This is a genomic window from Gordonia heveisoli, from assembly GCF_030315745.1.
Taxonomy (GTDB): Bacteria; Actinomycetota; Actinomycetes; order Mycobacteriales; family Mycobacteriaceae; genus Gordonia.
Genome location: NZ_JASXSH010000008.1, coordinates 105036 through 130536, shown reverse-complemented (window position 1 = coordinate 130536; position 25501 = coordinate 105036). Strand labels below are relative to the sequence as shown.

27 protein-coding genes are annotated in these 25501 nt (G+C 66.3%); 13 read left to right on the top strand and 14 right to left on the bottom strand.

Annotated elements, in window-relative coordinates; all coding sequences use genetic code 11:
- Window positions 1-145 precede the first annotated feature (145 nt).
- Both lpdA and QSJ18_RS09340 read left to right on the top strand, forming a co-directional pair.
- On the top strand, window positions 146-1531 hold the full coding sequence (lpdA, locus tag QSJ18_RS09345; protein ID WP_286326113.1) for a dihydrolipoyl dehydrogenase: 1386 nt from the start codon (window positions 146-148) through the stop codon (window positions 1529-1531).
- Between the two features lie 128 nt (window positions 1532-1659).
- Entirely contained in the window at window positions 1660-2541 is an 882-nt protein-coding gene (locus tag QSJ18_RS09340) for a DNA-3-methyladenine glycosylase family protein (protein ID WP_286326111.1), read from the top strand.
- 28 nt (window positions 2542-2569) lie between these two features.
- Here the strand turns inward: QSJ18_RS09340 and QSJ18_RS09335 are convergent, their stop codons facing one another.
- Complete coding sequence (locus tag QSJ18_RS09335; RefSeq protein ID WP_286326110.1) at window positions 2570-3601, bottom strand: linear amide C-N hydrolase; 1032 nt, start codon at window positions 3599-3601, stop codon at window positions 2570-2572.
- A gap of 186 nt (window positions 3602-3787) precedes the next feature.
- Between QSJ18_RS09335 and QSJ18_RS09330 the strand changes: the two genes are divergently transcribed.
- Window positions 3788-5350 (top strand): HNH endonuclease signature motif containing protein, encoded by a 1563-nt coding sequence (locus tag QSJ18_RS09330; RefSeq protein WP_286326109.1) that lies wholly within the window; start codon window positions 3788-3790, stop codon window positions 5348-5350.
- A 36-nt stretch (window positions 5351-5386) separates the two neighbouring features.
- Here QSJ18_RS09330 and QSJ18_RS09325 read toward each other — a convergent pair whose 3' ends face one another.
- The 8 genes from QSJ18_RS09325 to QSJ18_RS09290 form a co-directional block, all read right to left on the bottom strand.
- Window positions 5387-6181: an ABC transporter permease gene (locus QSJ18_RS09325; protein ID WP_286326108.1), complete on the bottom strand. Its 795-nt coding sequence runs from the start codon at window positions 6179-6181 to the stop codon at window positions 5387-5389.
- A complete protein-coding gene (locus QSJ18_RS09320; protein ID WP_286326107.1) occupies window positions 6178-6891 on the bottom strand; it encodes an ABC transporter ATP-binding protein in 714 nt (237 codons plus the stop codon). The genes QSJ18_RS09325 and QSJ18_RS09320 overlap by 4 nt, the downstream gene beginning before the upstream one ends.
- 9 nt (window positions 6892-6900) lie before the next feature.
- Window positions 6901-7377: a hypothetical protein gene (locus QSJ18_RS09315; protein ID WP_286326106.1), complete on the bottom strand. Its 477-nt coding sequence runs from the start codon at window positions 7375-7377 to the stop codon at window positions 6901-6903.
- Between the two features lie 132 nt (window positions 7378-7509).
- The gene (locus tag QSJ18_RS09310) at window positions 7510-8199 is read right to left on the bottom strand and encodes a helix-turn-helix domain-containing protein (RefSeq protein WP_286326105.1); all 690 of its coding nucleotides are present in this window, start codon (window positions 8197-8199) and stop codon (window positions 7510-7512) included.
- 46 nt (window positions 8200-8245) lie between these two features.
- Window positions 8246-8578: a cupin domain-containing protein gene (locus QSJ18_RS09305; RefSeq protein ID WP_286326104.1), complete on the bottom strand. Its 333-nt coding sequence runs from the start codon at window positions 8576-8578 to the stop codon at window positions 8246-8248.
- A complete protein-coding gene (locus tag QSJ18_RS09300) occupies window positions 8575-9390 on the bottom strand; it encodes a class I SAM-dependent methyltransferase (RefSeq protein ID WP_286326103.1) in 816 nt (271 codons plus the stop codon). Before QSJ18_RS09300 ends, QSJ18_RS09305 begins: the two co-directional genes overlap by 4 nt.
- Window positions 9391-9470: 80 nt before the next feature.
- Window positions 9471-10130, bottom strand: a complete 660-nt coding sequence (locus QSJ18_RS09295; RefSeq protein WP_286326102.1) for a class I SAM-dependent methyltransferase — start codon at window positions 10128-10130, stop codon at window positions 9471-9473.
- A 6-nt stretch (window positions 10131-10136) separates the two neighbouring features.
- The gene (locus tag QSJ18_RS09290; protein WP_286326101.1) at window positions 10137-10673 is read right to left on the bottom strand and encodes a carboxymuconolactone decarboxylase family protein; all 537 of its coding nucleotides are present in this window, start codon (window positions 10671-10673) and stop codon (window positions 10137-10139) included.
- 25 nt (window positions 10674-10698) lie between these two features.
- Here QSJ18_RS09290 and QSJ18_RS09285 point away from each other — a divergent pair, with 25 nt between their 5' ends.
- Window positions 10699-11193: a MaoC family dehydratase gene (locus QSJ18_RS09285; protein WP_286326100.1), complete on the top strand. Its 495-nt coding sequence runs from the start codon at window positions 10699-10701 to the stop codon at window positions 11191-11193.
- 27 nt (window positions 11194-11220) lie between these two features.
- Here QSJ18_RS09285 and QSJ18_RS09280 read toward each other — a convergent pair whose 3' ends face one another.
- Both QSJ18_RS09280 and ramB read right to left on the bottom strand, forming a co-directional pair.
- Window positions 11221-12624: a lipase family protein gene (locus tag QSJ18_RS09280; RefSeq protein WP_462476029.1), complete on the bottom strand. Its 1404-nt coding sequence runs from the start codon at window positions 12622-12624 to the stop codon at window positions 11221-11223.
- 130 nt (window positions 12625-12754) lie between these two features.
- On the bottom strand, window positions 12755-14182 hold the full coding sequence (gene ramB, locus QSJ18_RS09275; protein WP_286326099.1) for an acetate metabolism transcriptional regulator RamB: 1428 nt from the start codon (window positions 14180-14182) through the stop codon (window positions 12755-12757).
- A 48-nt stretch (window positions 14183-14230) separates the two neighbouring features.
- Between ramB and QSJ18_RS09270 the strand changes: the two genes are divergently transcribed.
- The 4 genes from QSJ18_RS09270 to QSJ18_RS09255 all read left to right on the top strand — a co-directional run bounded on the left by QSJ18_RS09270 (window position 14231) and on the right by QSJ18_RS09255 (window position 18729).
- Window positions 14231-15001, top strand: coding sequence for a hypothetical protein (locus tag QSJ18_RS09270; RefSeq protein ID WP_286326098.1), 771 nt, complete (start codon window positions 14231-14233; stop codon window positions 14999-15001).
- Window positions 15002-15418: 417 nt separating this feature from the next.
- Complete coding sequence (gene aceA / locus QSJ18_RS09265; RefSeq protein ID WP_286326097.1) at window positions 15419-16708, top strand: isocitrate lyase; 1290 nt, start codon at window positions 15419-15421, stop codon at window positions 16706-16708.
- 179 nt (window positions 16709-16887) lie between these two features.
- Window positions 16888-17760 (top strand): 3-hydroxybutyryl-CoA dehydrogenase, encoded by an 873-nt coding sequence (locus QSJ18_RS09260; protein ID WP_286326096.1) that lies wholly within the window; start codon window positions 16888-16890, stop codon window positions 17758-17760.
- A gap of 213 nt (window positions 17761-17973) precedes the next feature.
- Complete coding sequence (locus tag QSJ18_RS09255; RefSeq protein ID WP_286326095.1) at window positions 17974-18729, top strand: heparin-binding hemagglutinin; 756 nt, start codon at window positions 17974-17976, stop codon at window positions 18727-18729.
- A 68-nt stretch (window positions 18730-18797) separates the two neighbouring features.
- On the opposite strand, the gene QSJ18_RS09250 is transcribed toward QSJ18_RS09255, so the two are convergent.
- From QSJ18_RS09250 to QSJ18_RS09240, 3 genes are read right to left on the bottom strand one after another with little or no spacing between them, the layout of a single operon-like run.
- A complete protein-coding gene (locus QSJ18_RS09250) occupies window positions 18798-19661 on the bottom strand; it encodes a polyphosphate kinase 2 family protein (RefSeq protein WP_286326094.1) in 864 nt (287 codons plus the stop codon).
- Between the two features lie 36 nt (window positions 19662-19697).
- On the bottom strand, window positions 19698-20495 hold the full coding sequence (locus QSJ18_RS09245) for an SDR family NAD(P)-dependent oxidoreductase (protein ID WP_286326093.1): 798 nt from the start codon (window positions 20493-20495) through the stop codon (window positions 19698-19700).
- Entirely contained in the window at window positions 20492-21283 is a 792-nt protein-coding gene (locus tag QSJ18_RS09240; RefSeq protein WP_286326092.1) for a TetR/AcrR family transcriptional regulator, read from the bottom strand. Before QSJ18_RS09240 ends, QSJ18_RS09245 begins: the two co-directional genes overlap by 4 nt.
- A gap of 127 nt (window positions 21284-21410) precedes the next feature.
- Between QSJ18_RS09240 and QSJ18_RS09235 the strand changes: the two genes are divergently transcribed.
- The 5 genes from QSJ18_RS09235 to QSJ18_RS09215 all read left to right on the top strand — a co-directional run bounded on the left by QSJ18_RS09235 (window position 21411) and on the right by QSJ18_RS09215 (window position 25473).
- Entirely contained in the window at window positions 21411-22742 is a 1332-nt protein-coding gene (locus QSJ18_RS09235; RefSeq protein WP_286326091.1) for a DUF445 domain-containing protein, read from the top strand.
- Between the two features lie 122 nt (window positions 22743-22864).
- On the top strand, window positions 22865-23344 hold the full coding sequence (locus QSJ18_RS09230) for a helix-turn-helix domain-containing protein (RefSeq protein ID WP_286326090.1): 480 nt from the start codon (window positions 22865-22867) through the stop codon (window positions 23342-23344).
- A 5-nt stretch (window positions 23345-23349) separates the two neighbouring features.
- Window positions 23350-24294 (top strand): heparin-binding hemagglutinin, encoded by a 945-nt coding sequence (locus tag QSJ18_RS09225; protein ID WP_286326089.1) that lies wholly within the window; start codon window positions 23350-23352, stop codon window positions 24292-24294.
- A 27-nt stretch (window positions 24295-24321) separates the two neighbouring features.
- On the top strand, window positions 24322-24618 hold the full coding sequence (locus QSJ18_RS09220; protein WP_462476036.1) for a DUF2516 family protein: 297 nt from the start codon (window positions 24322-24324) through the stop codon (window positions 24616-24618).
- Between the two features lie 51 nt (window positions 24619-24669).
- Complete coding sequence (locus tag QSJ18_RS09215) at window positions 24670-25473, top strand: MerR family transcriptional regulator (RefSeq protein ID WP_286326087.1); 804 nt, start codon at window positions 24670-24672, stop codon at window positions 25471-25473.
- Window positions 25474-25501: the final 28 nt, after the last annotated feature.

Here is a 25501-nt window from a genome sequence, read left to right as displayed (position 1 = left end):
GTTCTTCCGTGGGGTGTAGATCGGGGAAGAGTCGGAAGGTCGGGGAAGAGTGGTTCGTCCCCGACTTTTGGGACGCGGCGGGGGCCTACTGGCGGGTAGCGGGACGGACTGCGGCGACACCGGTCGGCGAAGTAGGCTGGCGGTCGTGGCTGAACACTTTCAAACAGTTGTATTGGGTGCAGGTCCAGGTGGGTACGTAGCCGCGATCCGGTCGGCTCAGCTGGGCATGAAAACCGCCGTCATCGAAGAGAAGTACTGGGGCGGTGTGTGCCTCAACGTCGGATGTATCCCGTCCAAGGCGTTGTTGCGCAACGCTGAGCTCGCACACATCTTCAATCATCAGGCGAAGACCTTCGGCATCTCCGGGGAGGCGAGCTTCGATTTCGGCGCCGCCTTCGACCGCAGCCGGAAGGTCTCCGAGGGCATCGTCAAGGGTGTTCACTTCCTGATGAAGAAGAACAAGATCACCGAGATCGACGGATACGGTGTGTTCACCGACGCCAAGACGATCAAGGTTGGCGATCGCGAGATCACCTTCGACAACGTCATCATCGACACCGGATCGACGGTCAAGCTGCTGCCCGGCGTCGAATTGAGCGACAACGTCGTCACCTACGAGACCCAGATCCTCACCCGCGATCTGCCGAAGTCGATCGTCATCGTCGGCGCTGGCGCCATCGGCATGGAGTTCGGCTATGTCCTCGCCAACTACGGCGTCGACGTGACGATCATCGAGTTCCTCGACCGGGTGCTGCCCAACGAGGATGTCGACGTCTCCAAGGCCATCGCCAAGGAATACAAGAAGCTCGGTGTCAAGGTGCTGACCTCCACCGGCGTGCAGACCGTCACCGACAACGGCAACGACGTCACCGTCACCTACAAGGACAGCAAGGGCGCCGACGGTTCGCTCACCGTCGACAAGGTCCTCATGTCGGTGGGCTTCGCCCCGCGCGTCGAGGGCTTCGGCCTGGAGAAGACCGGGGTGCAGCTCACCGACCGCGGTGCCATCGCCATCGACGACTACATGCGCACCAACGTCGACGGCATCTACGCGATCGGTGACGTCACCGCGAAACTGCAGCTCGCACACGTCGCCGAGGCGCAGGGTGTCGTCGCCGCCGAGACCATGGCCGGTGCCGAGACGATGACGCTGGGTGACTACCGCTTCATGCCGCGCGCCACCTTCTGTCAGCCGCAGGTCGCCTCCTTCGGACTCACCGAGGCGCAGGCCAAGGACGAGGGCTACAACGTCAAGGCCACCACCTTCCCGTTCAGCGCGAACGGCAAGGCGCAGGGCCTGGCCGAGACCGCCGGTTTCGTCAAGCTCATCACCAACGCCGACACCGACGAACTGCTCGGCGGACACCTGGTGGGCGACAACGTTTCCGAGATGCTGCCCGAGCTGACCCTCGCCCACAAGTGGGACCTGACCGCCAAGGAACTGGCCCGCAACGTACACACCCACCCGACGCTGTCGGAAGCACTGCAAGAAACGTTCCACGGCGCGATCGGGCACATGATCAACTTGTGATCAGTCGTTCGACGGATGGGCGGTGACCGGATTCTTTCCGGGCGCCGCCCATCGTCTTGTTCGGTCGATCGCAACCGGAGCCGGGCGCGCCTGCTCGATCATGGGTGTGCGGCGCTAACCTGGGACCGATGACCACCGAGCTCGCCCGCCGCTGGACCCCGCCGGGTCCGGTGGACTTGCGGATGACGCTCGGCCTGCATCGGCGGGGCAGCGGTGATCCCGCCTTCCGGTACGGGCGCGACGGATCGGTGTGGCGCGCGGTCAGCACTCCCGACGGTCCTGGCACGGTCACGTATGCCGTGCGGGATGGGGCCGTCGACATCCGGGCGTGGGGTTCGGGTGCCGCGTGGCTCGTCGACCATTCGCCCGGTCAGCTTGGCGGACAGGATGATCCGACATCGATGCCGATCCGCGACGAGGTGGTGAGACGGTTGGTGGCCGCGACGCCGGGCCTGCGGATCGGGCGCAGCGACCGGGTGTGGGAGGCACTGGTGCCGGCCATTCTGGAACAGAAGGTGGTCGGTGCCGAGGCCTGGCGTGCCTGGCGACATCTGTTGCGGCGCTACGGAGAACCGGCTCCCGGCCCGGTGCCGGAGTCGATGCGGGTGCCGCCACCGCGCGCCGACTGGGCGGCCATCCCGGTGTGGGAGTGGCATCGCAGTGGCATCGAACCGGTGCGGATGCGCACCATCCGCGGTGCGACCTCCCTCGACGTCGAAACCCACGCCGACAAGCTGACCGTGCTGCGCGGCATCGGACCATGGACGGCGGCCGAGACGAGGGCGCGGGCGGTCGGTGACGCCGACGCCGTCCCCGTCGGCGACTACCACATCCCCGCACTGGTCGGCACCACCCTGATCGGCGCGAAGGTCGACGACGACGGCATGCTCGACTTACTCGAACCCTATGCGGGACATCGCTATCGGGTGATCCGCATGTGCGAGATGGCCGGCCGGATGGCACCGCGCCGTGGTGCACGGATGTCGGTGCGCGACTACCGGGACATGTGAGGTCGCCGTAGATCCTCGGCAGCGATGCTCAGCCGGCTGGTGCGGCCTGCCCGGCAGCGGCGAGCTGCTCGAGCATGGTCAGTGAGAGGAAAGTCATCGGGCCGTCGTCCTCGAACTGATCGCCGACATTGCCGGCGATCCCGCCCTCCAGCGACAACTTGCCGCACAGGTCGAGCTTCAGCTGCGGGGTGCCCTCGGCGAAATCGAGGTCGGCGAGGTCGACCCACACGATATTCGGGCGGGTCGTCGACTCGTACACGAACCGGCGGTTGGTCAGATCCGTCACCGTCTGCCAGATCGTCTGCGACGCATCGGGTTTACCGGGATCGGGGATACGGAACGGCTGGGCCGCGTTGCGGATGACGCTGAGCATGCCGGCAATCGCGTCGACCGGGCTGGACGGGGCGGGCAGCCGGCTCGCGTAGTAGGCGGCGCGGGCAAAGCGATGTTCGGCGTCGGTGTCGCCGGGCAGCGGCTGATCACCGCCCAATCCCTCCCAGCGCGTCAGCAGTTCGATCTGCCGGTCGTAGGTCGGCGAATTGGTCATCACGTGATAGTCGCGACTGTGGTAGACCTTCGCCTTGCCGTCGATGTACTCGATGATCGCCGAATCGCCGGTGGCGTCGTCGAGTGCGAGATGGATGGTGGGCGGATTTCCGCCGGTGGGATCGTCCATCTGGATCACCTGGACGTCGGTCTGGCCGATCCATTCGACCGCCTCGGCGACGGTCGCGAAGTTGTCGAGGAAATACTGCAGCCAACTGGCCTGGCTGAGAGCGGGCCGCGACTCGTCGTAAGTGCCATAGGTGGATTCGGCCAGCCACAGGACATGTCCGGCGAGGCCGGCCTCGTTGATCCCGTCCACGGAGATGATGTCGAAGGCGGCGGCGATGACGCTGCCGTACTTCGACGTCCAGGTCAGCTTGCCGCGGACCCCGTCGTCCCGCTGTACGCCGCGGGGTTGCTTCCACAGATTCGTCATCAGGTCCTTGTGGAAGTCCATGTTTCGACCGACCAGGACGGCGCCGGCGGCGTCGGGCCAGATCACGCGGGTACACACTGTCGACCACCACTTTCCTTGTGCAACAACATGGCGCCGGCCGAACGGTCGATCGCCCTGGCTGCAACTCTAGAATGCATGTCCACCGGTGGCCGCGAAGATCGGTGGCTCTGGCCCAAATTTGCCGTTGTCCACAGGCGGTGACGACGGCCACACGTTGTCGGTAGTCGCCTGTATGTTCGATGTATGCAGGTCGGGTGCGACGAGAGTGTGGTCACCGAACATCGTGGTGACGACGAGCTGACTGCTGCGGAACTGGTTGAGGTACTGGCGCACTGCAAGTCGTTCGCCGCAGCCGCCGAGTATCGAATGCTGATGGCTGCCAGCAGGATTCATCAGCAGCGCGAGGAGGAGTATCAGTCCGAGGTTGCCGAGTTGCGTGGCGAGTCGTGCGAGTCGACCTCGATGATCGACCTCGCCGAGCGGGTGGCACGGGCGCGGGCGGGTACTGGTGCTCGGGAGGCGTTCGGGCCGGACGGTCTCGAGCGGGCCATCGCTGACGTCGGGGCAATCCTGACCATCACCCCGGCGCAGGCGCGGCAGAAGATCATCGCCGGTGATGGTCTGCGATACCGACTCGCGTTCACCGGACATGCCCTCGCCTGCGGGCGGATCGACGCGCGCCGCTTCGAGATATGTTTGAAGCGAACAGAATTGGTGTCAGCCGAGCATATTCACGACGTAGATGTGCACTTGGCTGAAGCCATCTTCGATCGCCCACCCATGTCCACCACCCGGTTCACCGTCATGGTCGACGCGATCATCGCCGAATTCGACCCGGGCGCGATGCGTCGCCGTCGGGAACGTGCCGAAGATGACCGGAACATCATCGTCGGGTCTGACCGGTTCGCCCCCGGGCAATCACGGGTCAGCGGATCGCTGCCGCTCGCCGACGCCGCGGCCCTCAATGCGCGCCTCGCCCATATGGCCGCCGAGGTTCACGCCGCCGATCCGCGTACCAGGGCCCAACGCCGGGCCGACGCCCTCCTCGCGCTCGCCGCCGGGTCCACGCACCTCGACTGCACATGTTCCGAATGTGTGCGCACACCGCCGGACATCTGTGCACCGCCGGACACGGACCCTGGCGCAGGTGGACGCGCCGTCGAACCCGGTGTGCCCGCGATCCAGCCGACCTTTCACATCGTGGTGAATCTTTCGACCCTCGTCGGGCTCGACGATCGGCCGGGATTCCTCGACGGTCAGGGTGTCATCGACGCCGAGACTGCAAGAGCCCTGCTGTTCGAGGCCAAACGTTCCTATGTCGCCTTCGATGCCCTCTCCGATCGGGATGCGGCCGACCGTGCTCGGCGCACCTACGCGCCGAACCGGCGGCTGCAAGCACTTGTTCGGTCCGGGGAACTGTGCTGCTCGTTCCCGGGTTGCAACAATCCGGTCTGGACCGTCGACCTTGACCACTCCGAGCCGTTCAACCATGAAGATCCCGGCCGAGGTGGCCCGACCGATGCACGAAACCTGGAGCCGTTGTGTCGCTTTCATCATCGGATCAAGACATTCGGCTTCTGGCAGGACTATCAGGACGAGTTCCAGCGGGCCTGGTTCACCTCGCCGACCGGGCACATCTTCCTGGGCAATGCCTACAACGGTCGTGACCTGTTCGGGAATGCGGTTCCGCCGGTACCCGAACATCATCCGGCCCGCCGACGGCTGACGGCGCTTCGGGAGCGTGAGGTGCGCCGCAAGAACCGAGAGGTCGAACGATGGAATCAGCAGAATCCGCCGCCGTTCTGAAACGCCGCCCGCCGCCATCGTCGCCGGTGGCAGGGGTTACCCGCGGCGTCGGCGTAATGTGGCCGCGCCGACGCCCACGACGAAGACGGCCATGGTGATCGCTCCCATGTAGGCCAGCGCACCCGAAAAGCCCCACGGTGGCAGGAAAGCCAGCTCCTGTCCGGTGCCGTAGGTTCCGTTCAGGAAGGGCATATACAGCTGGATCTCGAAGCCGTTGGGAACGAGGCTGATCACGTTCTCCACCAGATGAATCCAGGCCAGCAAAATGACGACGGTTCCGGCCGGATGGCCGACGATGCCCGCCAGACCGATGCCGATGCCGACAGCGAGTGCCGAATACGCCGGCACCGCCCAGAGGAATCGGATCCCGGCGTCCGACGAGATGTCGACCATCGCGTACACGGCGGGAAAGGCGGTGGGCAATATCAGCAGTAGCGCGCACACCAGAACGAGGCTGCAGGCGGCTGCGAGTGCGCCATAGACGACCCAGCGGGCCAGGGCGGTTACCCAACCACGCGGGTACAGATAGCGGTGGACTTCGCCGACCGGCCCGCGTTCCGCGGTGACCTGTGCGTAGGCGGCGATGACCGCGAAGACCGTCGCGGTGAAGGTGATCACCCAGTAGATCGAGTTCGTGGTCTCGACCGAAGTGACCTGGATGCTGCCCGATATCGAGGCGAACCGCTCGGCCACGATCGCGATACCGACGGTCACCACCAGCGGCAGCAGGATCGCGCCGGGGACCGCACCCAGAAGCAGCAGACTGCGTCGACCGCCGGCGCGGGTCAGCTCGGCGAGGATGGCGCGTCGGAACTGCGCGAAGGCGGTCATGTGACGACCACGCCCTGGCGCGGTGCGGCTGCGAGGTAGGCATCCTCCAGCGTCTCGTGCCCGCCCCGGAAATCCGCGACGGTGGCGTCGGCCACCACGCGTCCGCGATCGAGAACGACGACGCGATCGCCGGTGCGGGCCACCTCGTCGAACATGTGCGAGGCGATTAGCACAGCCCGTCCCTGCCTTGCCAGGTCGCGCAGAAGTCCACGCATCCAACGGATTCCGTCGATGTCGAGGCCGTTGAGTGGTTCGTCGAGGATGATCGTCGGGGCGTCGCCGAGCAGTGCCGCGGCGATGCCCAGCCGCTGTCGCATCCCGAGGGAGAGATCATCGACCCGACGGGATGCCGCATGCCGCAACGAGACTTCGTCGAGCACTTCATCGACGCGGCCGGCGGCAGCGCCCCCCGCCTTGGCCAGCCAACGCAGATGTCGTCGAGCCGTGTGTCCAGGGTGGTGTGCGTCGGTGCCCAGATGCATCCCGATCTCGGTTAACGGGCTGGGCGTGCGTGAGAGCCGGTGGCCGTTGACGGTCACCGAACCGGATGACGGCATCGTGATGCCGCAGATGGTCCGCAACAGTGTCGATTTGCCTGCACCGTTGCGCCCCAACAGATAGACGAGTTCGCCGGGTGCCACCGCCACGTCGACTTCATCGAGAATGGTCTGTCCGCCCAGCCGGACGGACAGACCTTCGACCGCGATCATCGGCGATGTCTACCCGTTGCAGTAGATCTTGAGTCCGACGGTCTTGACGCCCTGGCACAGCGAGTTGGCCGAGAGCTTCCAGTTTCCGTCGAGCTTCTTGAATTCGATGGTCATCCGGATCGTCGGGCGCCCGGCCGAGCCGCTGTTGAGGGTGGCGGTGGCGCTGTTGCCCTTCTGGACCAGCGGTCCGGTGACCTCGTTCCAGCCGCGCGGCGCCCGGAACAGTCCGAGGCTGTAGACGGTCTTGGGGACGATCACGGCATTCATGCCGCCCTCGACGTTGGCGGCCTTGGCCTGATCCGAAGCCGGGGTCTCGACCAGGAACTCGACGATGTCGCCGAGGTCGGCGAGGGTCGGGCGGTCGGTGGTGACCTTGAAATTCGCCGGGAAGTTCTTGGCGTCGGCGGTGCCGGCCAGGGCGACGACGCCGGCGATGGCGGTACAGAATGCGACAAAAGCGACGATGGTTCTGCGGATCTGATGCACGTGAAACTCCTTGGCGTGTCCGGATGTGCTTCGTGTTGGCGGTCCTGGAGCGGGTCGAGGTCGTCCGCCAGACGATGTAAAAAGGAATCTAATCCGCTAAATGCGGTGAGGCAACCCTTAGTAAGGACTGACTTATATCGCCTCGGTCACAGTGGCTCCCGCAGGCAGCTTGGACAGCCGCAGGGTGATCTCACATTCGCCATGCGGGTCGGGCAGGACATCGACGGCGTACTGCGACGCGAGTGCGGGGGAACTCGCGGCCAGGGACTGTTCCAGAACGCCACGCGCGACACCCCGGGCCACCTCCGGGTGGTGGGCGGCGATGCCCTTCAGTGGACATGAACAGATCCGCAATTCGTGTACGCCGAAGGCGCTCATCATGTCCGACACCTGAAATCCCAGGCCGGTGAGGGTGTCGGTGGCGACCGTGATCGGGTCCGGAAGGTCACCGTCGGGAAGCGTCCGCGCGCCCGGCCGTGCCGGGACTGTGTCAGCCCATACCCGGCCGGCGTCGGCCCCCGCCCGTTCGCGGGCGGCGGCGGTGCTGCCGAGTTGCGCCAGGAGGTGTCCGAGGAGTTCGTCCACGCGTGCGGGAGCCGTCGCCCGATAGCCCACCCGGGGCCGCCCGGCAGTCGCGGTGCGCAGGGTGGTGGTGGTGACCTTCCCCTCGGCGACGAGATTCGTCAGGTGAAACCGTGCGGTCGTCACATGGATGCCGAGTTCGTCGGCGACCGTCCGCGCATCGCAGGCGTCGCCGCGTTCGACGAGGAGCGCGAACACCTTGTCGCGCTGCGCGTTGTCGCGGTTGCGTGCGGTCGGCATCGTCTGCTCCTGTCGTGCGGGATGTCCCGGTCCCAGATCGCGGCGTCTAGGCGCCGGGATCGAGTAGGACGAGGGTCACCACCGCATCGGTCACGGCGGTCAGCGCATGACTCACCTCGGCTTCGACGTGAATCGAGGTGCCCGGCGTCACTGTGATGTGCTCGCCGGAGACGGCGAAGTCGATCTCGCCGCGCTGACCGATCACCAGGATAGGACGCCCGGCCTTGTGGTCGGCCATCACCTGACCGGCGCGGAAGGACAGCCGGATCACATTCGCCTTGGTGAGTCGGGCCAGTACCGAGATGTTCGGGCGGGTGCCCGTGCCGTCGCCGGCCAGTTCATCGAGGCCGGAGACGGTGGTGAAGGTGGTCTCGCTCATGGCTGCGCCGGCTTTGTCGCGATGACCTCGATGGCGGCCAGCTCCTTCTTGTACTTGGTGAAGGTGGCGCGCATGGCCAGGACACGTTTCCGGGCCGCACCATCGCGCACCACGTTGGCGACGATCCGGAGCGTGCCGCGCAAACCCTCATCGGCGAGGACGCGGCGCGGCTCGAGGAGCGCCATCTTGGCGAAGCCCACGGTCTGGATCTCGAAACCCGCGGCAGTCAACACCGAGCGCCACTCCTGCTCGGTCAGCGGGCGGGCGTTCACCTTGATCGAGCGGGCCAGCGATGTGCGGATCTCGGCCTTCTGCTCGTCGGAGAGGGTGTCGGGATGCAGGGCGAGCTCGTGGATCGCATAGCGGCCGCCGGGTCGCAGCACGCGGAACGCCTCGGCGGCGATCTCGGCCTTCGCGCGCTCCGACTGCATGGTCAGCATGGCCTCGCCGATGACGACGTCGACGGTCTCGGCGTCGAGGCCGGTGTCGGCGGCATCGCCGGGGATGATTCGGCCCCGACCGTCGATCGCCTGTTCGCTCAGTGCCGCTGCGGCCGTGTCGGCCTCGACGCCCACATAGCTGCGCGGACCGCGCTCCAGGATGGACCGGGCGGTCTTGCCGAGGCCAGGTGCGATCTCCAGGATGTCGCTGCCGGCGAGCGTGGCGTCGTCGAGCATCCGCTCGGTCAGTTCCAGGCCACCCGGCCGCAGGACCCGCTTACCGAGCCGGGCGAGCAGCCAGTGCCCGGGAACGTCCTCGGTCTTCCGCTGCGCGAAGGGGAGTTCGTCGGGATTGGTCTGGTGTGTGGACATCGGTCCTCCTGGTCGGACGGCAGGCGTCGGCCGTAGGTGAGGGAAGCCAAACCTATCGGTATTTGAAGGATAACTCTGCCTTAAACCCCGACGCCAGGGGTGTCCGGTTTGATCCCGATCACGTATTGGCCCTGACCGGTGATCGTCTGCTCCACCGATCGCAGACCCGCGGCCCGTAGCCGGTCGACGATCTCGCGCTCGCCGAAGATGTGGAACCCGGACAGTCCGGCGATCTGCCGCACCCCGGGCAGCCGACTCGCCTCGGTGGCCACCGAGGTGAACACGATGACCTCACCGCCTGGACGTGTCACTCGCACGAGCTCGTCGAGGACGGGTAGCGGGTCAGGGATCAGGTAGAGCGCAGCGAGGCAGGTGGTGATGTCGAAAGTGCTGTCCGGGAAGGGTATCGAATGCGCGTCGGCCCGGATGTACTGCGCCCGAGCGGCCTGGTTGGTGTCCGCGGCCCGAGCCAGCATCGGGGCCGAGTAGTCGATGCCGATGCAGCGCCCGTCGCCGGTCAGACCGTCGGCGATGAGTCGTGTGTAATTGCCTGGCCCGCAGGCGACATCGAGCATCAACCGCTCACCCGGCCGGGACAGATACGCGCGTAGGGCGCGGTCGTAGTCCTCGGTGGCGGCACCGCCGAAGCTGAACAGGCGCGTGAACGTCGGGCGCCACAGGTGTTCGTAGATCTGCGCGAAGAGCGGATTCTGCATCACGCGCTGCGCCGGTGACGGCATCGCCGTTCAGCTCCGGGTGTCGCGTGCGATCCGCAGGGTGGTGATCGTCGTCGCCAGCGAGTCGTACTGGCCGACGAGCAGGGTGAACGCGATCAGTCGTCGGTCGTCGAGGTGCCGGGCGAGGGCGGCCCAGTTGTCGTCGGAGATGTCCCGGGTGGCGACTAGTTCGTCGGCCGCGACCAGCATGGCCCGTTCGCGATCGCCCCAACCGGCGTCGGGGCCCTCGATGATGCGGTCGGCCATCGCCTTGTCGATGCCCGCGCGGGCGCCGAGTCGCAGGTGGTGGTCGAGTTCGTAATCGCAGCCACGCTGCTGGGCGACCCGGATGATGATCATCTCGGTGTCCTTGCGCGACAACGCACCAAAAGGCATCAGGCGACTCGAATAGTGCAACCAGGCCCGGAACACCCCGCGGGTGCGTCCGAGGGTGGAGAAGATGTGGGCGTCGGTGACACCGATCACGCGGGCGGCGCCGCGGGCGAAGATCCAGTTGATCGGGCCCAGCTCCGACAATCCGCCCGGTGAGACACGAGGAGTGTTCATGACGCCACGGTAGACTACCGAAACTGTGACCAGCGATACATCGAGTGCCAGCACGCAACCCACGACACCCCGCGTCTTCGGGTCGGTAGCCGAACTGACGGCCGCGATCGGCGAGGACCTCGGCTCCGGCGACTGGCTGGAGATCACCCAGGAACGGGTGAACGCCTTCGCCGACGCCACCGGCGACCACCAGTGGATCCACGTCGATCCCGTTCGTGCCGCCGACGGCCCGTTCGGTGCACCGATCGCGCACGGCTACCTCACGTTGTCGTTGCTGCCGGTGTTGGCCGGCCAGATCTTCACCGTCACCGGACCCAAGCTGGTGATCAACTACGGGCTCAACAAGGTGCGCTTCCCGAACCCGGTGGTGGTCGGCAAGCGGATTCGCGCCAACGCCGTCATCACCGAGGTGACCGAGACCAAGGCAGGCGTCAATGTCGTGGTCTCCAACACCGTCGAGATCGAGGGTGAGGCCAAGCCCGCCTGCGTCGCGGAAAACGTTCGCGTACTGGTCTTCTGACGATCCCTTGCTCTAGCGGCGGCGGGATCACCGCGGGCAGGTGGACTTTGCCGGGATTCCTCGTAGCCGGGCGTCGAGCCAATCGAAGGCAGGCAGAAACCCGAGCAGTGCGGCAATGACGTGCTCGCCGAAGACCTCTCGGTAGGTGGCGTTGGCGCCGAGGCCGCACTGCCCGAGGAAGAGGTGGCGCGCACCCGCGGCCGGAATCCAGAACTCCTGGGTGCCCTGATAGATGTACAGCGGAACCTCGGCTTTGCGGTCGGCCATCATGGTGATCCGGTAGATCCGCTCGGCCACCGGGGAGTGGAACGGATCGGGGTCGTTGGACAGCACCTGCATCGGCAGGAACGTCCCGCCGGCCAGCGCCTCCGGGATGACGCACACATTTTTCAGCGGCGAGGTGGCGATCCACTGCGCGGCGTGGTTGGCGAGCGGCAGGATCTCCGGCCGCTCACGTGCGATCCCGAACGCCGCCGCGTGGAGGAGGCCGGTCGCCAGGTTGGCGTTCATGCTGCCCAGCAGCATCCGGAAGTCCGCAGGCACACCGCCGAGCGCCGCGCCGACGAACCGTCCGACGAGATCGGGTGCGTAGGAGCCGAGAAGTTTCGCGGCACCGTTGGTCGCGATGGCGCCGCCCGAATAGCCGGTCATCGCGACGCGACTGTGCCCGAACCGGGCAGGGTCGAGATGCGCTGCCGCACGCACCGAATCCAGCACGATGTGGCCTGCGGTGACCGGTTCGGCATAGGCCATCCGCGGGCCCTGATGGTCGGGGACGATCAGCGTGTACCCACGGAAGAGTCCGAGCTGCGTACCCGGCGGGATGAAATCGGTGACACCGGAAGCTATTCCACCGCCAGTGGCGAGTGTGTAGCCGGCGGTGCACGCTGCGCCGAGGGAGTCGATGGGCAGGTTGTTCACCAGGATCGGGCGCGGGCCTCGGCCACGCCACGCGGCACGGGGTACCAGCACGGTGGCGGTGCCGAAGGATGGACGGCCGACGGCGTCGCGGGTGGCGAACTTGATCTGCGTTGCCCGCTCGATGGGCACGGTGACCAGCGGGGCGGCGGTCGAGGTGACGTCGCGGGTGGCGAGGAGCTGGCCGGGTCGCTTCCGGTCGAGGTCGGGAGCCCATCGGTCGAAGAAGATGTCGCCGGTGGGCGACGGGAGGATCGCCTCGCGCAGTTCCTGCAGTCGGTGACTCGCGCCGGGGATCTCCGCGCGTTGCGGGATGGCGCGCAGGTGGGGGTATGGCGGCGCCGGGACGGCACCGTCGATGGCGCGCGGTATCTCCGGCGGGATCCCGTTCATCGTGAAGGGTTCGGCCGCGGCGGTGCCGGTGCCCAACGGTGCCGCAGCGACGGCGCCGCCGACTGCGCACGCGGCCGCGATGGCGAGGGCGAGAAACCGGTTCAACCGCGACGCTGGCATGGCGTGACCCCCTGTGACGAGGGTGAATCCCCACGATCACCCTTGCGTGGGAGTGACGTTAGGCCGAAGTTGGTCGGTTGTCCCAGCCATCACCGCGGCGCACGAACCTGTTATTCGATTGTGATGCCGGTCACCTGTCCTCGGTCGCCATATAGGGCGAGACGGTACTGCTGTGCTCGGCGACTCGCAGGGTCGCACCCAGCGCGGGGAATGCGCGCTGCGGGCACTGCTGGCGTTCACAGACCCGACAACCGGCGCCGATCGGGGTGACGCGCGCATGCGGCCCGATCTCCAGGCCGTCGGCATAGACGACCCGGCCGGCGTGGCGGAGTTCGCAGCCGAGGCCGAGGGCGAAGGTCTTGCCGGGTTGTCCGAAACGTGCGGCCCGGCGTTCGATGGTGCGCGCCACCCACAGGTAGTTGCGTCCGTCGGGCATCTCGGCGATCTGAGTGGAGATCTTGCCCGGGGAACCGAAGGTCTCGTACACATTCCACAGCGGGCAGGTACCGCCGCTGGAGGAGAAGTGGAAACCGGTGGCGGACTGTCGTTTCGACATGTTACCCGCGCGGTCGACGCGCACGAAAGACCAGGGGATGCCACGTAGGTTGGGTCGCTGCAGGGTGGACAGTCGGTGGCAGATGGTCTCGTAGCTCACCGAGTAGAACGCCGACAGCCGTTCGATATCGTAACGGAAATCCTCTGCCGCGCCATGGAATTGACGGTAAGGGAGCATCACGGCGGCAGCGAAGTAGTTGGCCAGGCCGAGGAGTCCGAGAGCGCGGGCGTCCTCGCTGGTGAAGTTTCCCTCGTCGACGAGTTTGTCGAGGAGGTCGCGATATTCGAGGTAGCCGAGCTCGGTGGCCAGTTTGAAAGTGCGTTGTCCCGCGGACAGGGCAGCCGAGAATTCCAGCCGTCGGGTCTCGGGATCGAAGCGGTGCAGGGTGTAGTCGCCGAGGTCGACGCGCCGCACGATGGTCACCCCGTGTACCGACTCCAGGCGGTTGGTGATCTCGCGCCGGATGTCTGCCGAATGCATCCGCATCCGGGTGGTCATCTCTTCGGCCGCGACGTCGAGTTCGTGAATGTAGTTGCGCCGCTGGTAGAAGTAGTCGCGCACCTCCTCGTGGGGTGCGGTGATTGAGCCACGCATACTGCCGTCCCCGCGTTCGTCGGTGGCCGCGGCGAGCTGATCGGTCGCGATGCGGTAGCGCCGATGGAGATTGACCATCGCCTGGGCGATCTCGGGATGGCCGGCGACGAGCGAACTGATCTGCTGGGCGTCGTTCGCATGGGGCCCGGCCTCCACCTCGTCGTCGAGTAGGACCTCGCGTAGTTCGGCGACCAGCCGCACGTCGTCCTGGGAGTCGAAGAAGCCCGCGTCGACGCCGAAGGCCTCGGTGATCTTGGAGAGCACCGACACGGTCAGCGGCCGGGCGTCGTGCTCGATCTGGTTGAGGTAGGACGGCGAGATCGACAACGTCTGGGCGAGCGCCACCTGCGACAGGCCTCGCTCGGAACGCAACTGCCGCAGTCGGGAGCCGACATAGGTTCTGGTCACCGGGTTCACCTCCGAAATGCGCTCTGTGGTTCAGGGTACGGTGGCCGCGTGCGTCTGCTCGCGGGGAATCGTCCGGCTCTGGTGATCGCGGCGGCGCTGTCGATTCTGCTGTCGGCGGGCTGTGCGACCGGCTCGGAGGTGACCGCGCGTCGCCTGGTTCCGGCCGATCTGCTGCTGCGGCCCGAACAGCTGCCGCGGGGATTCGTGCCTCTCCCGGCGCCGGTGACCGTGGCCGATCTCGTCGAACAGAATCGTCCGGCACTGGCGGCCGCGGCAGCGCAGCCCTTCGTGCCCGACGGTTGCCGGCCGACCGCCGATGCCGAACTCAACGACCAGCTGAGCACCGACAACTCCGCGGTGCTGGCCGCCCGCCGGGCGCGCACGCTGCTCGTCGAGCTGGTGACCGAGGTACGCCGGGATCTGGTCGCCGACCTCCGGGCGTCGACCAGTGGTTGCGCCCGCACCGAGACGACGATCGTGCGCGGCAATCTGCGAGGGACGAAGGTCGTCACCGAATTCACCACGCTCGCCGAACCGGCCGTCGAGGGTGGTCTACGTCCCGACGAGCGGATGCTGCTGCTGCGTTCGGAGGTCACCTCCACGTTGCCCGACGGTGGCATCCGCAAGCAGATCTCGTTGGCCGGGTATGCGGTCCTCGACCGTGCCGAGACGGGTCCGGTCACGGTGCAGCTGACCGTGGCAGGCGAGACCACCCCGGCGAGCGCGACTGCCGGTGCGCCGGCCGCCCCACTGGCCGACGCCGAGTTCGTCGGCCTGTTCGGATCGGCGGTCGCGGCTGTCACATCGCCCGGCCGCTGACTACTCGCCAGTAGCCACGGTGCTGTGAATGCCCTCACACCGGAGGTCGGTTGCCGGTGCGGCCGCGCGGTGGCCGACGCCGCAAAACGCATCGCCGACGCCTGCCCGGCAAATCGAAAAAACGCAGTACGGGCGTACTTTTTTGCGATCGGAGCCGTGGCGTTCACAGTTTCATATTTGCAAACTTTGCAAGGCGTTGGGAAAAACTGGCCCGATTTTGCACTTTGCATTCGTTGGACCTGCGGGTTTGTCCTGTGGCACTCTTGCTTCAGGCACCACCGAGGAAACTTGAAGAGTTCGCAAGATCGCCCTCGAGAAACTCCTTGGCTGTCTGTCACAGCACCGAAGCCCGGCGGCGCGCCGGGTTACGTCCCGACTGAATCCGTCGGGGAGCAGGACAACGAAAGCGAATTAGGCATGAGCAACGTCGGAAAGCCCCGTACCGCCGAAGAGATCCAGAAGGATTGGGACACCAACCCCCGCTGGAACGGTGTTACCCGTAACTACAGCGCTGAGCAGGTCGTCAAGCTGCAGGGCAGCGTTGTCGAAGAGGCCACACTCGCTCGCCGCGGTTCGGAGATCCTGTGGGATCTGGTGAACAACGAGGATTACATCAACTCCCTCGGTGCCCTCACCGGTAACCAGGCTGTGCAGCAGGTGCGCGCCGGCCTCAAGGCCATCTACCTCTCCGGCTGGCAGGTCGCCGGTGACGCGAACCTCTCGGGCCACACCTACCCGGACCAGAGCCTCTACCCGGCCAACTCGGTTCCGCAGGTCGTGCGTCGCATCAACAACGCGCTGCTGCGCGCCGACGAGATCGCCAAGGTCGAGGGTGACACCTCGGTCGACAACTGGCTCGCCCCGATCGTCGCCGACGGTGAGGCCGGCTTCGGTGGCGCGCTGAACGTCTACGAGCTGCAGAAGGCCATGATCGCCGCCGGTGTCGCCGGTTCGCACTGGGAAGACCAGCTCGCTTCGGAGAAGAAGTGCGGCCACCTCGGTGGCAAGGTGCTGATCCCGACCCAGCAGCACATCCGCACCCTGACCTCGGCTCGCCTGGCTGCCGACGTCGCCGACGTGCCCACCGTCGTCATCGCCCGTACCGACGCCGAGGCCGCCACCCTGCTGACCTCCGACGTCGACGAGCGTGACCGCGAGTTCCTCGACGGCACCCGCACCGCCGAAGGCTTCTACGGCGTGAAGAACGGCATCGAGCCCTGCATCGCCCGCGCGAAGGCTTACGCTCCCTACGCCGACCTCATCTGGATGGAGACCGGCGTTCCGGATCTCGCCGTCGCTCGCAAGTTCGCCGAGTCGGTCCGCGCCGAGTTCCCGGACCAGCTGCTGGCCTACAACTGCTCGCCGTCCTTCAACTGGAAGGCTCACCTGGACGACGCGACCATCGCGAAGTTCCAGAAGGAGCTCGGCGCGATGGGCTTCAAGTTCCAGTTCATCACCCTGGCCGGCTTCCACTCGCTCAACTACGGCATGTTCGACCTGGCCCACGGCTATGCCCGCAACGGCATGACCGCCTTCGTCGACCTGCAGGAGCGCGAGTTCAAGGCTGCCGAGGAGCGTGGCTTCACCGCCATCAAGCACCAGCGTGAGGTTGGCGCAGGCTACTTCGACAGCATCGCCACCACCGTTGACCCCAACACCTCGACCGCAGCTCTGAAGGGCTCGACCGAGGAGGGCCAGTTCCACTAGGAACTGCCCGGTCATCGCGACCATGTGTCGCACCATGACTCATGCCTGAGTGAATACCGGGGTGAGCAGGTACGCCTGCTCACCCCGGATTCATTTCTGCACCTGAACTGGGTCGCCGTGTGGCGATGGGTGCGAATTCTCTTCCAGTGCAACACAATCTCGAACCGAAGGGCGGCGTCATGGCAGCCGAGAAGCCCACCCGTGTCGGCGTCGTCGGCGCCGGTCAGATGGGTGCGGGAATAGTCGAGGTCTGTGCCCGTGCCAATGTCGACGTCCTGGTCTACGAGCCGACGCGTGAACTCGCCGCCGCGGGCCGGAGTCGGGTCCTCGCCTCGCTCGATCGAGGTGTGTCCAGCGGCAAACTCACCGAACGTGAACGCGAACAGGCCTGTTGGCGGTTGACCTTCACCTCCGATCTGGCGGATTTCGCCGATCGTCAGCTGGTCGTCGAAGCGGTCGTCGAGGATGAGGCTGTCAAGGTCGAGATCTTCGGTCGGCTAGACGCGATCGTCGCCGATCCGGATGCCGTGCTGGCCTCGAGTACGTCGTCCATCCCGATCGCCAAACTCGCTGCGGCTACTACCGATCCGGGCCGCGTGATCGGCATGCACTTCTTCCATCCGGTTCCGGTCCTGCCGTTGATGGAGCTCGTCACCACCGTCCAGACCGCTCCGGCCGCCTCCGCCCGGGCGCAAACCTTCGCCAACGACGTCCTCGGCAAGCAGGTGATCCGGTCCGCCGATCGGTCCGGCTTCGTCGTCAACGCGCTGCTCGTCCCCTACCTGCTGTCCGCGATTCGCATGGTGGAGAGCGGCTTTGCCTCGGTGGAGGATATCGACAAAGGAATGGTTCTCGGCTGTGCGCACCCGTTGGGTCCGCTCAAGCTCAGTGATCTCGTCGGGCTCGACACCGTGAAGGTGATCGCGGAGAAGATGTACGAGGAATTCGACGAGCCGCTCTACGCGCCGCCGGCACTGCTGGTGCGGATGGTCACCGACGGCCGCGTCGGCAAGAAGGCCGGCCACGGTTTCTACGAGTATGAGGCCAAATAGGCCAGGTAGCGGGCTGTCCGGCGCAGGTCCAGTGGTGACGCCGACCACATGTGCTAGCTGCATGCTTGCATTTGCTAGCACTCGCGTGGATACTTGTCGGTGGAAACACCAAGACCGATGGCGCCGCGATCGAAGTTCGGATCGGCAATGACGCGCGACCCGAGTCCGCAAGTGCTGCAGCGCGATTGGTGACCACAATCAAAGGAGTCCGCTGTGACCACAGCAGAACGCACCCTGAATCTGACCGGCCCCTTCTACGCCGCCGTGGGCGCCGGTGACCTTGCCGTCAAGCAGGTGACCGAGAAGTTCACCGAACTGCGCGAGCGCACCGAGACCGCCGCCGAGAGCGCCCAGGCCGCACTCGAGGCCCGCTACGCCGAGACCAAGTCCCAGATCGTGGCCCTGCCGGAGACCGCGCAGGCCCGCTTCACCGAGACGCGCACCCGTGTCGAGTCGCTGCCCGGCGAGGTGCCCACCGTCGACGAACTGCGTGCCAAGCTCAGCTCCGAGGAACTGCGCAAGGTCGTCGACCCGTACGTGGAGAAGGCAACCGAGTTCTACAACTCGCTGACCGAGCGCGGCGAGGCAGCCGTCGAACGCCTGCGGACCCGCCCGGTCGTCGCCGAGAACCTGACCCGCGCGGAGAAGGTCTACAACGACGCCGTCGACCTCACCGAAGATGCGCTGGGCGTGGTTTCCAGCCAGACCCGCCTGGTGGGTGACCGCGCGGTGAAGCTCGCCGGCCGGGTGAGCGGTAAGGCCGAAGAGGTTGCCGAGGCTGTCGAGGATCTCGCGGTCGACGCGGGTATCGCGGTCGAGGAGCTCGGCGAGAACATCAAGGCCGAGGCCGACGAGGCCGCCGCCGCGATCGATGACGCCAAGCCGGTCGCCAAGAAGGCGCCCGCCAAGAAGGCGCCCGCGAAGAAGGCCGCCCCGGCAAAGAAGGCCGCACCGGCCAAAGAGATCTGATCTCGCTGCTGCACAACAGAATTGACGAACGGCCCCACCTCGCGGTGGGGCTGTTCGCGTTTCGATGGTCAGTCCAGCGCTGCGACCCGCCTGCGTTCGGTCTCGACGTCGAAATCGGCGGGCGGCCAGTCGAGGTCGAGCGTCTCCAGCGCGCCGATGAGTAGCTCGCAGACCGCGAGCCGGGCGAACCACTTACGGTTGGCCGGGATGAGATGCCATGGCGCATGGTCGTTGTCGGTGAGATCGAAGATCGCCTGATACGCGGTCAGGTAGTCATCCCAGTAGCCGCGTTCGTCGATGTCCCCCGGGTTGTACTTCCAGTACTTGTCGGGACGTTCCAGCCGTTGCGCCAACCGCGCCTTCTGTTCGTCCTTGGACACCACCAGCGCGCATTTGATGATCGTGGTGCCCTGCTCGACGATCTCGCTCTCGAACTGATTGATCAGGTCGTAGCGCTTCTCCCACTCCGATTGCGGCACCAGGTTGTGCACCCGGACGGGGAGAACATCCTCGTAGTGTGAACGGTCGAAGATCCCGATGTGACCCGCGGGCGGCAGTGCCTTGTGGATGCGCCACAGGAAATCGTGGGACAGCTCCTCGGGGGTGGGCTTACCGAATCCCTTGATGGTGAGCCCCTGCGGGTCGCACAGTCCGCCGACGTGTCGCACGATGCCGCCCTTACCCGCGGTGTCCATACCCTGCAGGACGAGGAGAACCGAACGGTTGTCACCGGCACGACCGTTGGCGTGCAACAACTCCTGGAGGGCGGCCAGTCGCTGACCGCGTTCGGCGAGCAGATTTTCGCCCAGTGTCTTGTCGCCGTCGAACCCGGGTGTCGACTCGGGGTCGAAGCCGGCGATCGGGCCGAGGGTGCCCACCCGCAGCGCGTTCCAGGCGGGCTGCTGCCAGCCGCCACTGTCATTCTTGGCCATCGTCGAGCCCTTCTGTCGTCTCTGCGGGATTGCGCGTCAGGAGTGGTCCCCGGCCGGCGGGAACAATGCTCCGCCGCCGAAGGCGGAACGATGTGAATCCGGCTGGGTGCCATCGTTGTTGACGATTCCATACCCGGCGCCGAGTTCGGCGGTGATCAAGGTGTGTCCATTCTTCTCCGGCAACGTCGGATCGGCGGCCAGCGCGGCGACGACCCGGCCGACGAATTCGGGATCCTCGGCCCGCCGCAGATCGAAACCGGCGAACTCGTCGACTCCCAGCGACAACAGCAACTCCGTGCGAATCAGGCCCAGCCACAACGACACTGCGTACACGCCGGTGCCGACGAGTTCGGTGCCCATGTCGAAGGCCATCTTGTCCAGCGCCGACTTACTCATCCCGTACAGCACCGAATGCAGGTGTCCGCGGGAGCCGAAGGAGGAGATGTTCGCGATCAGCCCGCTGCCTGCGTCGGTCATCAGCCGCGCGGCATGAACCGAGGCCACGTAATGGGCGCGCACCCCGATGCCGATCAGGGTGTCCCAGTCGTCCACGGGTCGCTGCCAGAACGGTTCGGCGAAACCTCCGAATCCGCGGGGTGCGGCCCAGGCGTTGTTGACCAGCAGATCGAGGTACCCGTGGTCGGCGCCGATCCGGTCGAAGACGGCCGCGACGGCGACGTCGTCGGCGTGATCGCAGGTGAGGGCGATGCTCCCGTCGGGGCCGGTACCGTGCCGGGAGGTCACATAGGTGACCCATCCGTCGTCGAGCAGGGCGCGGGCGATCCCCTGTCCGACGCCACGGCTACCGCCGGTGACCAGCGCGACCCGCGTCACCGCGACTCCTCCGAGGCGTGCGGGTTGGGGAGCGGAGGTGGGTCGGCCATGAACTTCGCCCGCGAACCGCCGACCGCCGCGATACCCACGATCGAACTCCACGCCATCATCGTCAGATAGTCGATGAGTTCCTCCGCGGAGATGGTCCGCTCGGCCATCCACCAGTCGACCACCCGCTGGATTCCGCCGACGAGGACGTTCGACCAGACTTCGGCACCGGCGGTCTCGGCGTCGCGATCGGTCAGCCGCAGCACGATCACCGAGGTGAGCAGGGTGGCGACCAGCTTCTGCGAATCCGCGGGAGCGGGCGACGAGGTGGGGGAGGAGGCCAGCGCGAACTTGTACAGATTCGGCTCGTCGGCCACCGCGTGCACATACACGCCGATCACCGTGCGGGTCAGGGTGTACTCGTCGACGTCGTCGGAGATGGCCTCCACCAGACGCGGCAGCAGCGTGGTGTCGAAGAATCGCACCGTGGTGGCGATCCCGAGATCGTTCTTGTCCACGAAGTAGCGGTAGAGGACCGTCTTCGAGACGCCGATGTGGGCGGCGATCTCGTCCATGCCGACGTCGGCGCCCAATGCGCGGATCGCCTCGATGACCCCGTCGGTCAGTTCCGTGCGCCGGGCCTGCTTGTGCTTCTCCCAGCGCTGCCGCCGACCATCGGGTTTGGCTTCGGGTTCGGACGGTGAGCGCAGCAGCGCCTGTTCCAGCCCACGGGTCACCGTGGCCGCGGCGGACAGCGCGGTGCGCGCCGCGGCGGCCGGGTTGGTGCGGTTGGACTTCACTGGGCCAGTGTCCCGTGTCGGGGGTCGCTTGGCGCGGCTTCGGTCGGAGCGGGCCACAACGGGCTGGCGGAAGGGACTTCGGGCACGGCACCCAAGACTAGTGTCCGGGGAGGGTAAGACTGGACCCATGTCGTCATCAGTCATTCCGGACACCGGAGAGCTCGCCGGTCCGCACGCTCCCCGCGCGCCCGGCTTCGGTGCCAGCGCGGGCGATGAGCAGCGTCGGCGTGATCTGCGCAAGATGAAGATCGTCGCCACCGGCTTCCTCGTCTTCGCCGCGATCGTCTATCTGTTCACCCGCTACCTCGAGCATCGCGATGGTGTGGACGTCGCCGCGTGGGTCGGCTATGTCCGGGCGGCGTCGGAGGCCGGGATGGTCGGTGCGCTCGCCGACTGGTTCGCGGTGACCGCCCTGTTCCGGCATCCGCTGGGACTGCCGATCCCGCACACCGCGCTGATCCGCAAGAAGAAGGACGACATCGGGGACCAGCTCGGGGAGTTCATCGAGGCCAACTTCATGACCACCGAAGTCGTCGTCTACCGGGCGCAGCAGCTCGACGCGCCGCGTCGGCTGGCGACCTGGGTGGCCGACCCGCGCAATGCGTCGCGGGTCGCCGACGAGGCCGCGCGGGTCATTAAACTGACCTCGGAGATGCTCCGGGACGAGGATGTGGAACAGCTCATCCAGGCCGCGCTGAAATGGGCCGCCGAACCCCAGTGGGCGCCGCCGGTCGGGCGGATCCTGGAACAGCTCATCGACGAGGACCGCCTCGAACCGGTGTTCCAGCTGCTCTGCGACCGGGCGCATGAATGGGCGCTGGACAGCCAGGACCTCATCGATCGGGTCGTCGACCGGGACGGACCGTCGTGGACCCCGCGGTTCGTCAACCATCTCGTCGGCGACAAGATCTATCGCGAACTGGTCGACTTCACCTACAAAGTCAAGCTCGACCCCGACCACGAGCTGCGGCGCGCCATGCACGAATTCGTCCAACGGTTCTCCGCCGACCTGCAGCACGATCCGGCGATGATCGCGAAGTTCGAGGGCATCAAGAACGAACTCGTCGGACGCGACGAGATCACCGGCGCCGCCTCCACCGCGTGGAAGACCGGAAAGGCCGTCGTCGAGCAGATGCTCGACGACCCCAACAGCACCCTGCGCAACACCCTGGCCGACGCCGTGATCAGCCTCGCGGCCCGCATCCGCGACGACCGGCCGCTGCAGGAGAAGATGAATCGCTGGGTCGCGCGAGGTGCTCATCACGTCGCCGCGAACTACTCACAGGAGATCATCTCGGTCATCACCGAGACCGTGCGCGGCTGGGATGCCGAGGACACCAGTCGCAAGATCGAACTCCAAGTGGGTCGTGACCTGCAGTTCATTCGGATCAACGGTACCGTCGTCGGCGCCCTGGCCGGGTTGGCGATCTACACCGTGTCGGTTCTGATCTTCAGTTGAGCCGTGCCGATCGAGGCGGGCCGTCGTCGGCGAACGTGATCACCGCCTCGATACCGTGTGCTTGCACCAGCTAGCACTCACGTCGATACTGAGGAACCACAACAATCGGCGATAGGAGCACGATGCAGTCGGATGAGAGCGCCGAATCCGTCGAGGCGGTGGATGGTGCGGCCGACTCTGCATCCGGCGGGTCCGACGAGGAGGGCGGTTCGGCGGTCACCGACGTGGTGGCCAACGCGGCCCAAGATATCGGCGCGTTCATCCGCTCCCAGCGCGTGGCGGCAGAGGTGTCGCTGCGTCAACTCGCCGAACGTGCGGGCGTGTCGAACCCGTACCTGAGTCAGATCGAACGCGGGCTGCGCAAACCGTCGGCCGATGTTCTCGCACAGATCGCCAAGGGTTTGCGCGTGTCGGCCGAGGTCCTCTACGTCCGGGCAGGGATCCTGGAGGAGCGCCCGGCCAGCCCGGTCCGGGACGCACTCATCGCGGACAAATCGATCAACGAGCGGCAGAAGCAGATGCTGCTGGAGATCTACGAGTCCTTCCGTCGCGAGAATGCGGACAGTCAGACCCCCGATACCGACTTGACCGGCAAGGAGTGAAGAACATGACCGAAAACCCGTTGGCGACGGCTGTCGCGCAGGTGTCAGCACTGCTCACCGAGGTTCGCGAACGCGGGGAGGCCGCCGGCGACCAGGCTCAGGCACACATCGTCAGTACCGTCGAGACCGCCCAGGCGCGGATCGCCGCCCGCGTCGATCAGACCCAGGCCCGGCTCGCCGATTCCCGCGAGGACGCGCAGGCGAAGATCGACGAGGCGCTGGCCACCGCCCTTGCCCTGTTCGAAGAGGCGAAGAACAAGCTGTCGGCGTTGCCGATCGAGGTGCCCGCCGAACTCGAAGAACTGCGGGCGAAATTCACCCCCGACGAGTTGCGCAAGGTGGCCGAGGCCTATCTCGCCGTCGCCGCAGGTTTGCTGGCCGGGCTGTCCGAGCGCGGCGAGGAGGTCGTCGAGAGAATCAAGTCGCAGCCTCTCGTCGGGGCGAACCTGCCCAAGCTGGAGAAGGTGTACGCCGATGCCGTCGGCATCACCGAGGACGCGCTCGGTGTGGTGTCGTCGCAGACCCGGCTCGTCGGGGAGCGGGCCGCGAAACTTGCCGGCGGGTCGTCCGCACCCGCGGTGAAGTCGGCGCCGGTGAAGTCGGCTGCCGTGACGGAAACCCCGGCGAAGAAGGCCCCGGCGAAACAAGCCCCGGCGAAGAAGACGGCTCCGGCGTCGAAGGCTCCGGCGAAGAAGACGGCTCCGGCGAAGACGGCTCCGGCGAAGAAGACGGCGCCGGCCAAGACCGCGGCGGCGAAGAAGGCTGCTCCCGCGAAGAAAACCACTCCCGCGAAGAAGACCGCAGCCTCCGCCATGACTGCGACGCCGGCCAAGACCACCGCCGCGAAGAAGGCTGTACCTGCGAAGACCGCGGCTGCGAAGAAGGCCGCGCCGGCCAAGAAGGCCCCCGCGAAGAAGGCGGCGGCGAAGAAGGCCGCCCCCAAGAACTAGAGTGTTGGCGTGGAATTCTTCTCGATCATGGCGGCCGGTCAGAACCTGATCCTGTGGGCTCTGACGGTGATCGCCGGGGTGGCCGCGGTGGTGGCTCTCGTTCATGCCGCGATCCAGCGGCCCGATGCTTTCCCGGCAATCGACCGCCAGTCCAAGGTGATCTGGGTTGCGCTGCTGACCGGCGCGGCCCTGTTCATCTGGTTCTTCCAGGCACCATCGCTGCTCTACATCATCGGCGTGGTGGCGATGCTGGTGTACCTGGTCGACGTCCGGCCCCGGATCGACGACATCCAGGGCAAGTCGTGGTTCAGTAAGAAGCGCTGATGAACGGTATCGGGCAACCGTTCACCTTCGCCACCGAGAGGCACTGACGTCGTGGAGTATCGGATCAACGACCTGGCCGACGCGTCGGGGGTTAGCGTGCGCAACATCCGGGTCTACCAGGACCGCGGACTGCTGCCCGCGCCGATCATCCGCGGCCGGGTGGGCTGGTACTCCGAGGAACATCTCGTCCGGCTGAACCTGATCTCGCGGATGCTCGAACGCGGCTACACCTTCGCCACCATCAGTGAACTGCTGCATGCCGCCCACTACGGCATGCGCGTCGACCAGGTGCTGCGCGGCTCGCCGAAGCCGGGCCGGTTCCGCAATTTCAAACGCGCAGCCACCATCACCATCACCGAGTTGCGTAAGACTCTCAACGCCACCGATCGGTCGATCGCGCTGAGTCAGAAACTGGGACTGCTGGCCAAGGACGGCGCCCATTATGCGATCCGGAACCCCGAGGTCCTCGAAGGCGCCGAGCTGTTGGTGCGCAACGGAGTCGACATCGACGTCCTGCTCGACCGGTGGGTGCGGGTCCAGGACGACCTCGAAGACGTCGCCAAGAGTTTCGTCTCGATCATCACCGACAAATACTTCGACGAGAATCTGCCCCACCTCGGTGAAGAGGCGGTCAGCAAGATGGCCGATCTCATCCAGACGGTGCGGCCGATGGCGCACGACATCGTCGAGACGACCTTCCGCAAGGCGCTCGACGAACAGATCTCCAAGGCGATCGGCGAGGCGGCGACCTATTTCGACGCCGCACAGCCGTCCGACGACGTTCCCGCCGAAACGTCGACAACGAATGTTGGTACATTGGATGATGTGGCGGACTCCGACCGGGGTCCCGCCTGAGATGTAGGCGTTCGACACGAGGCGGTAG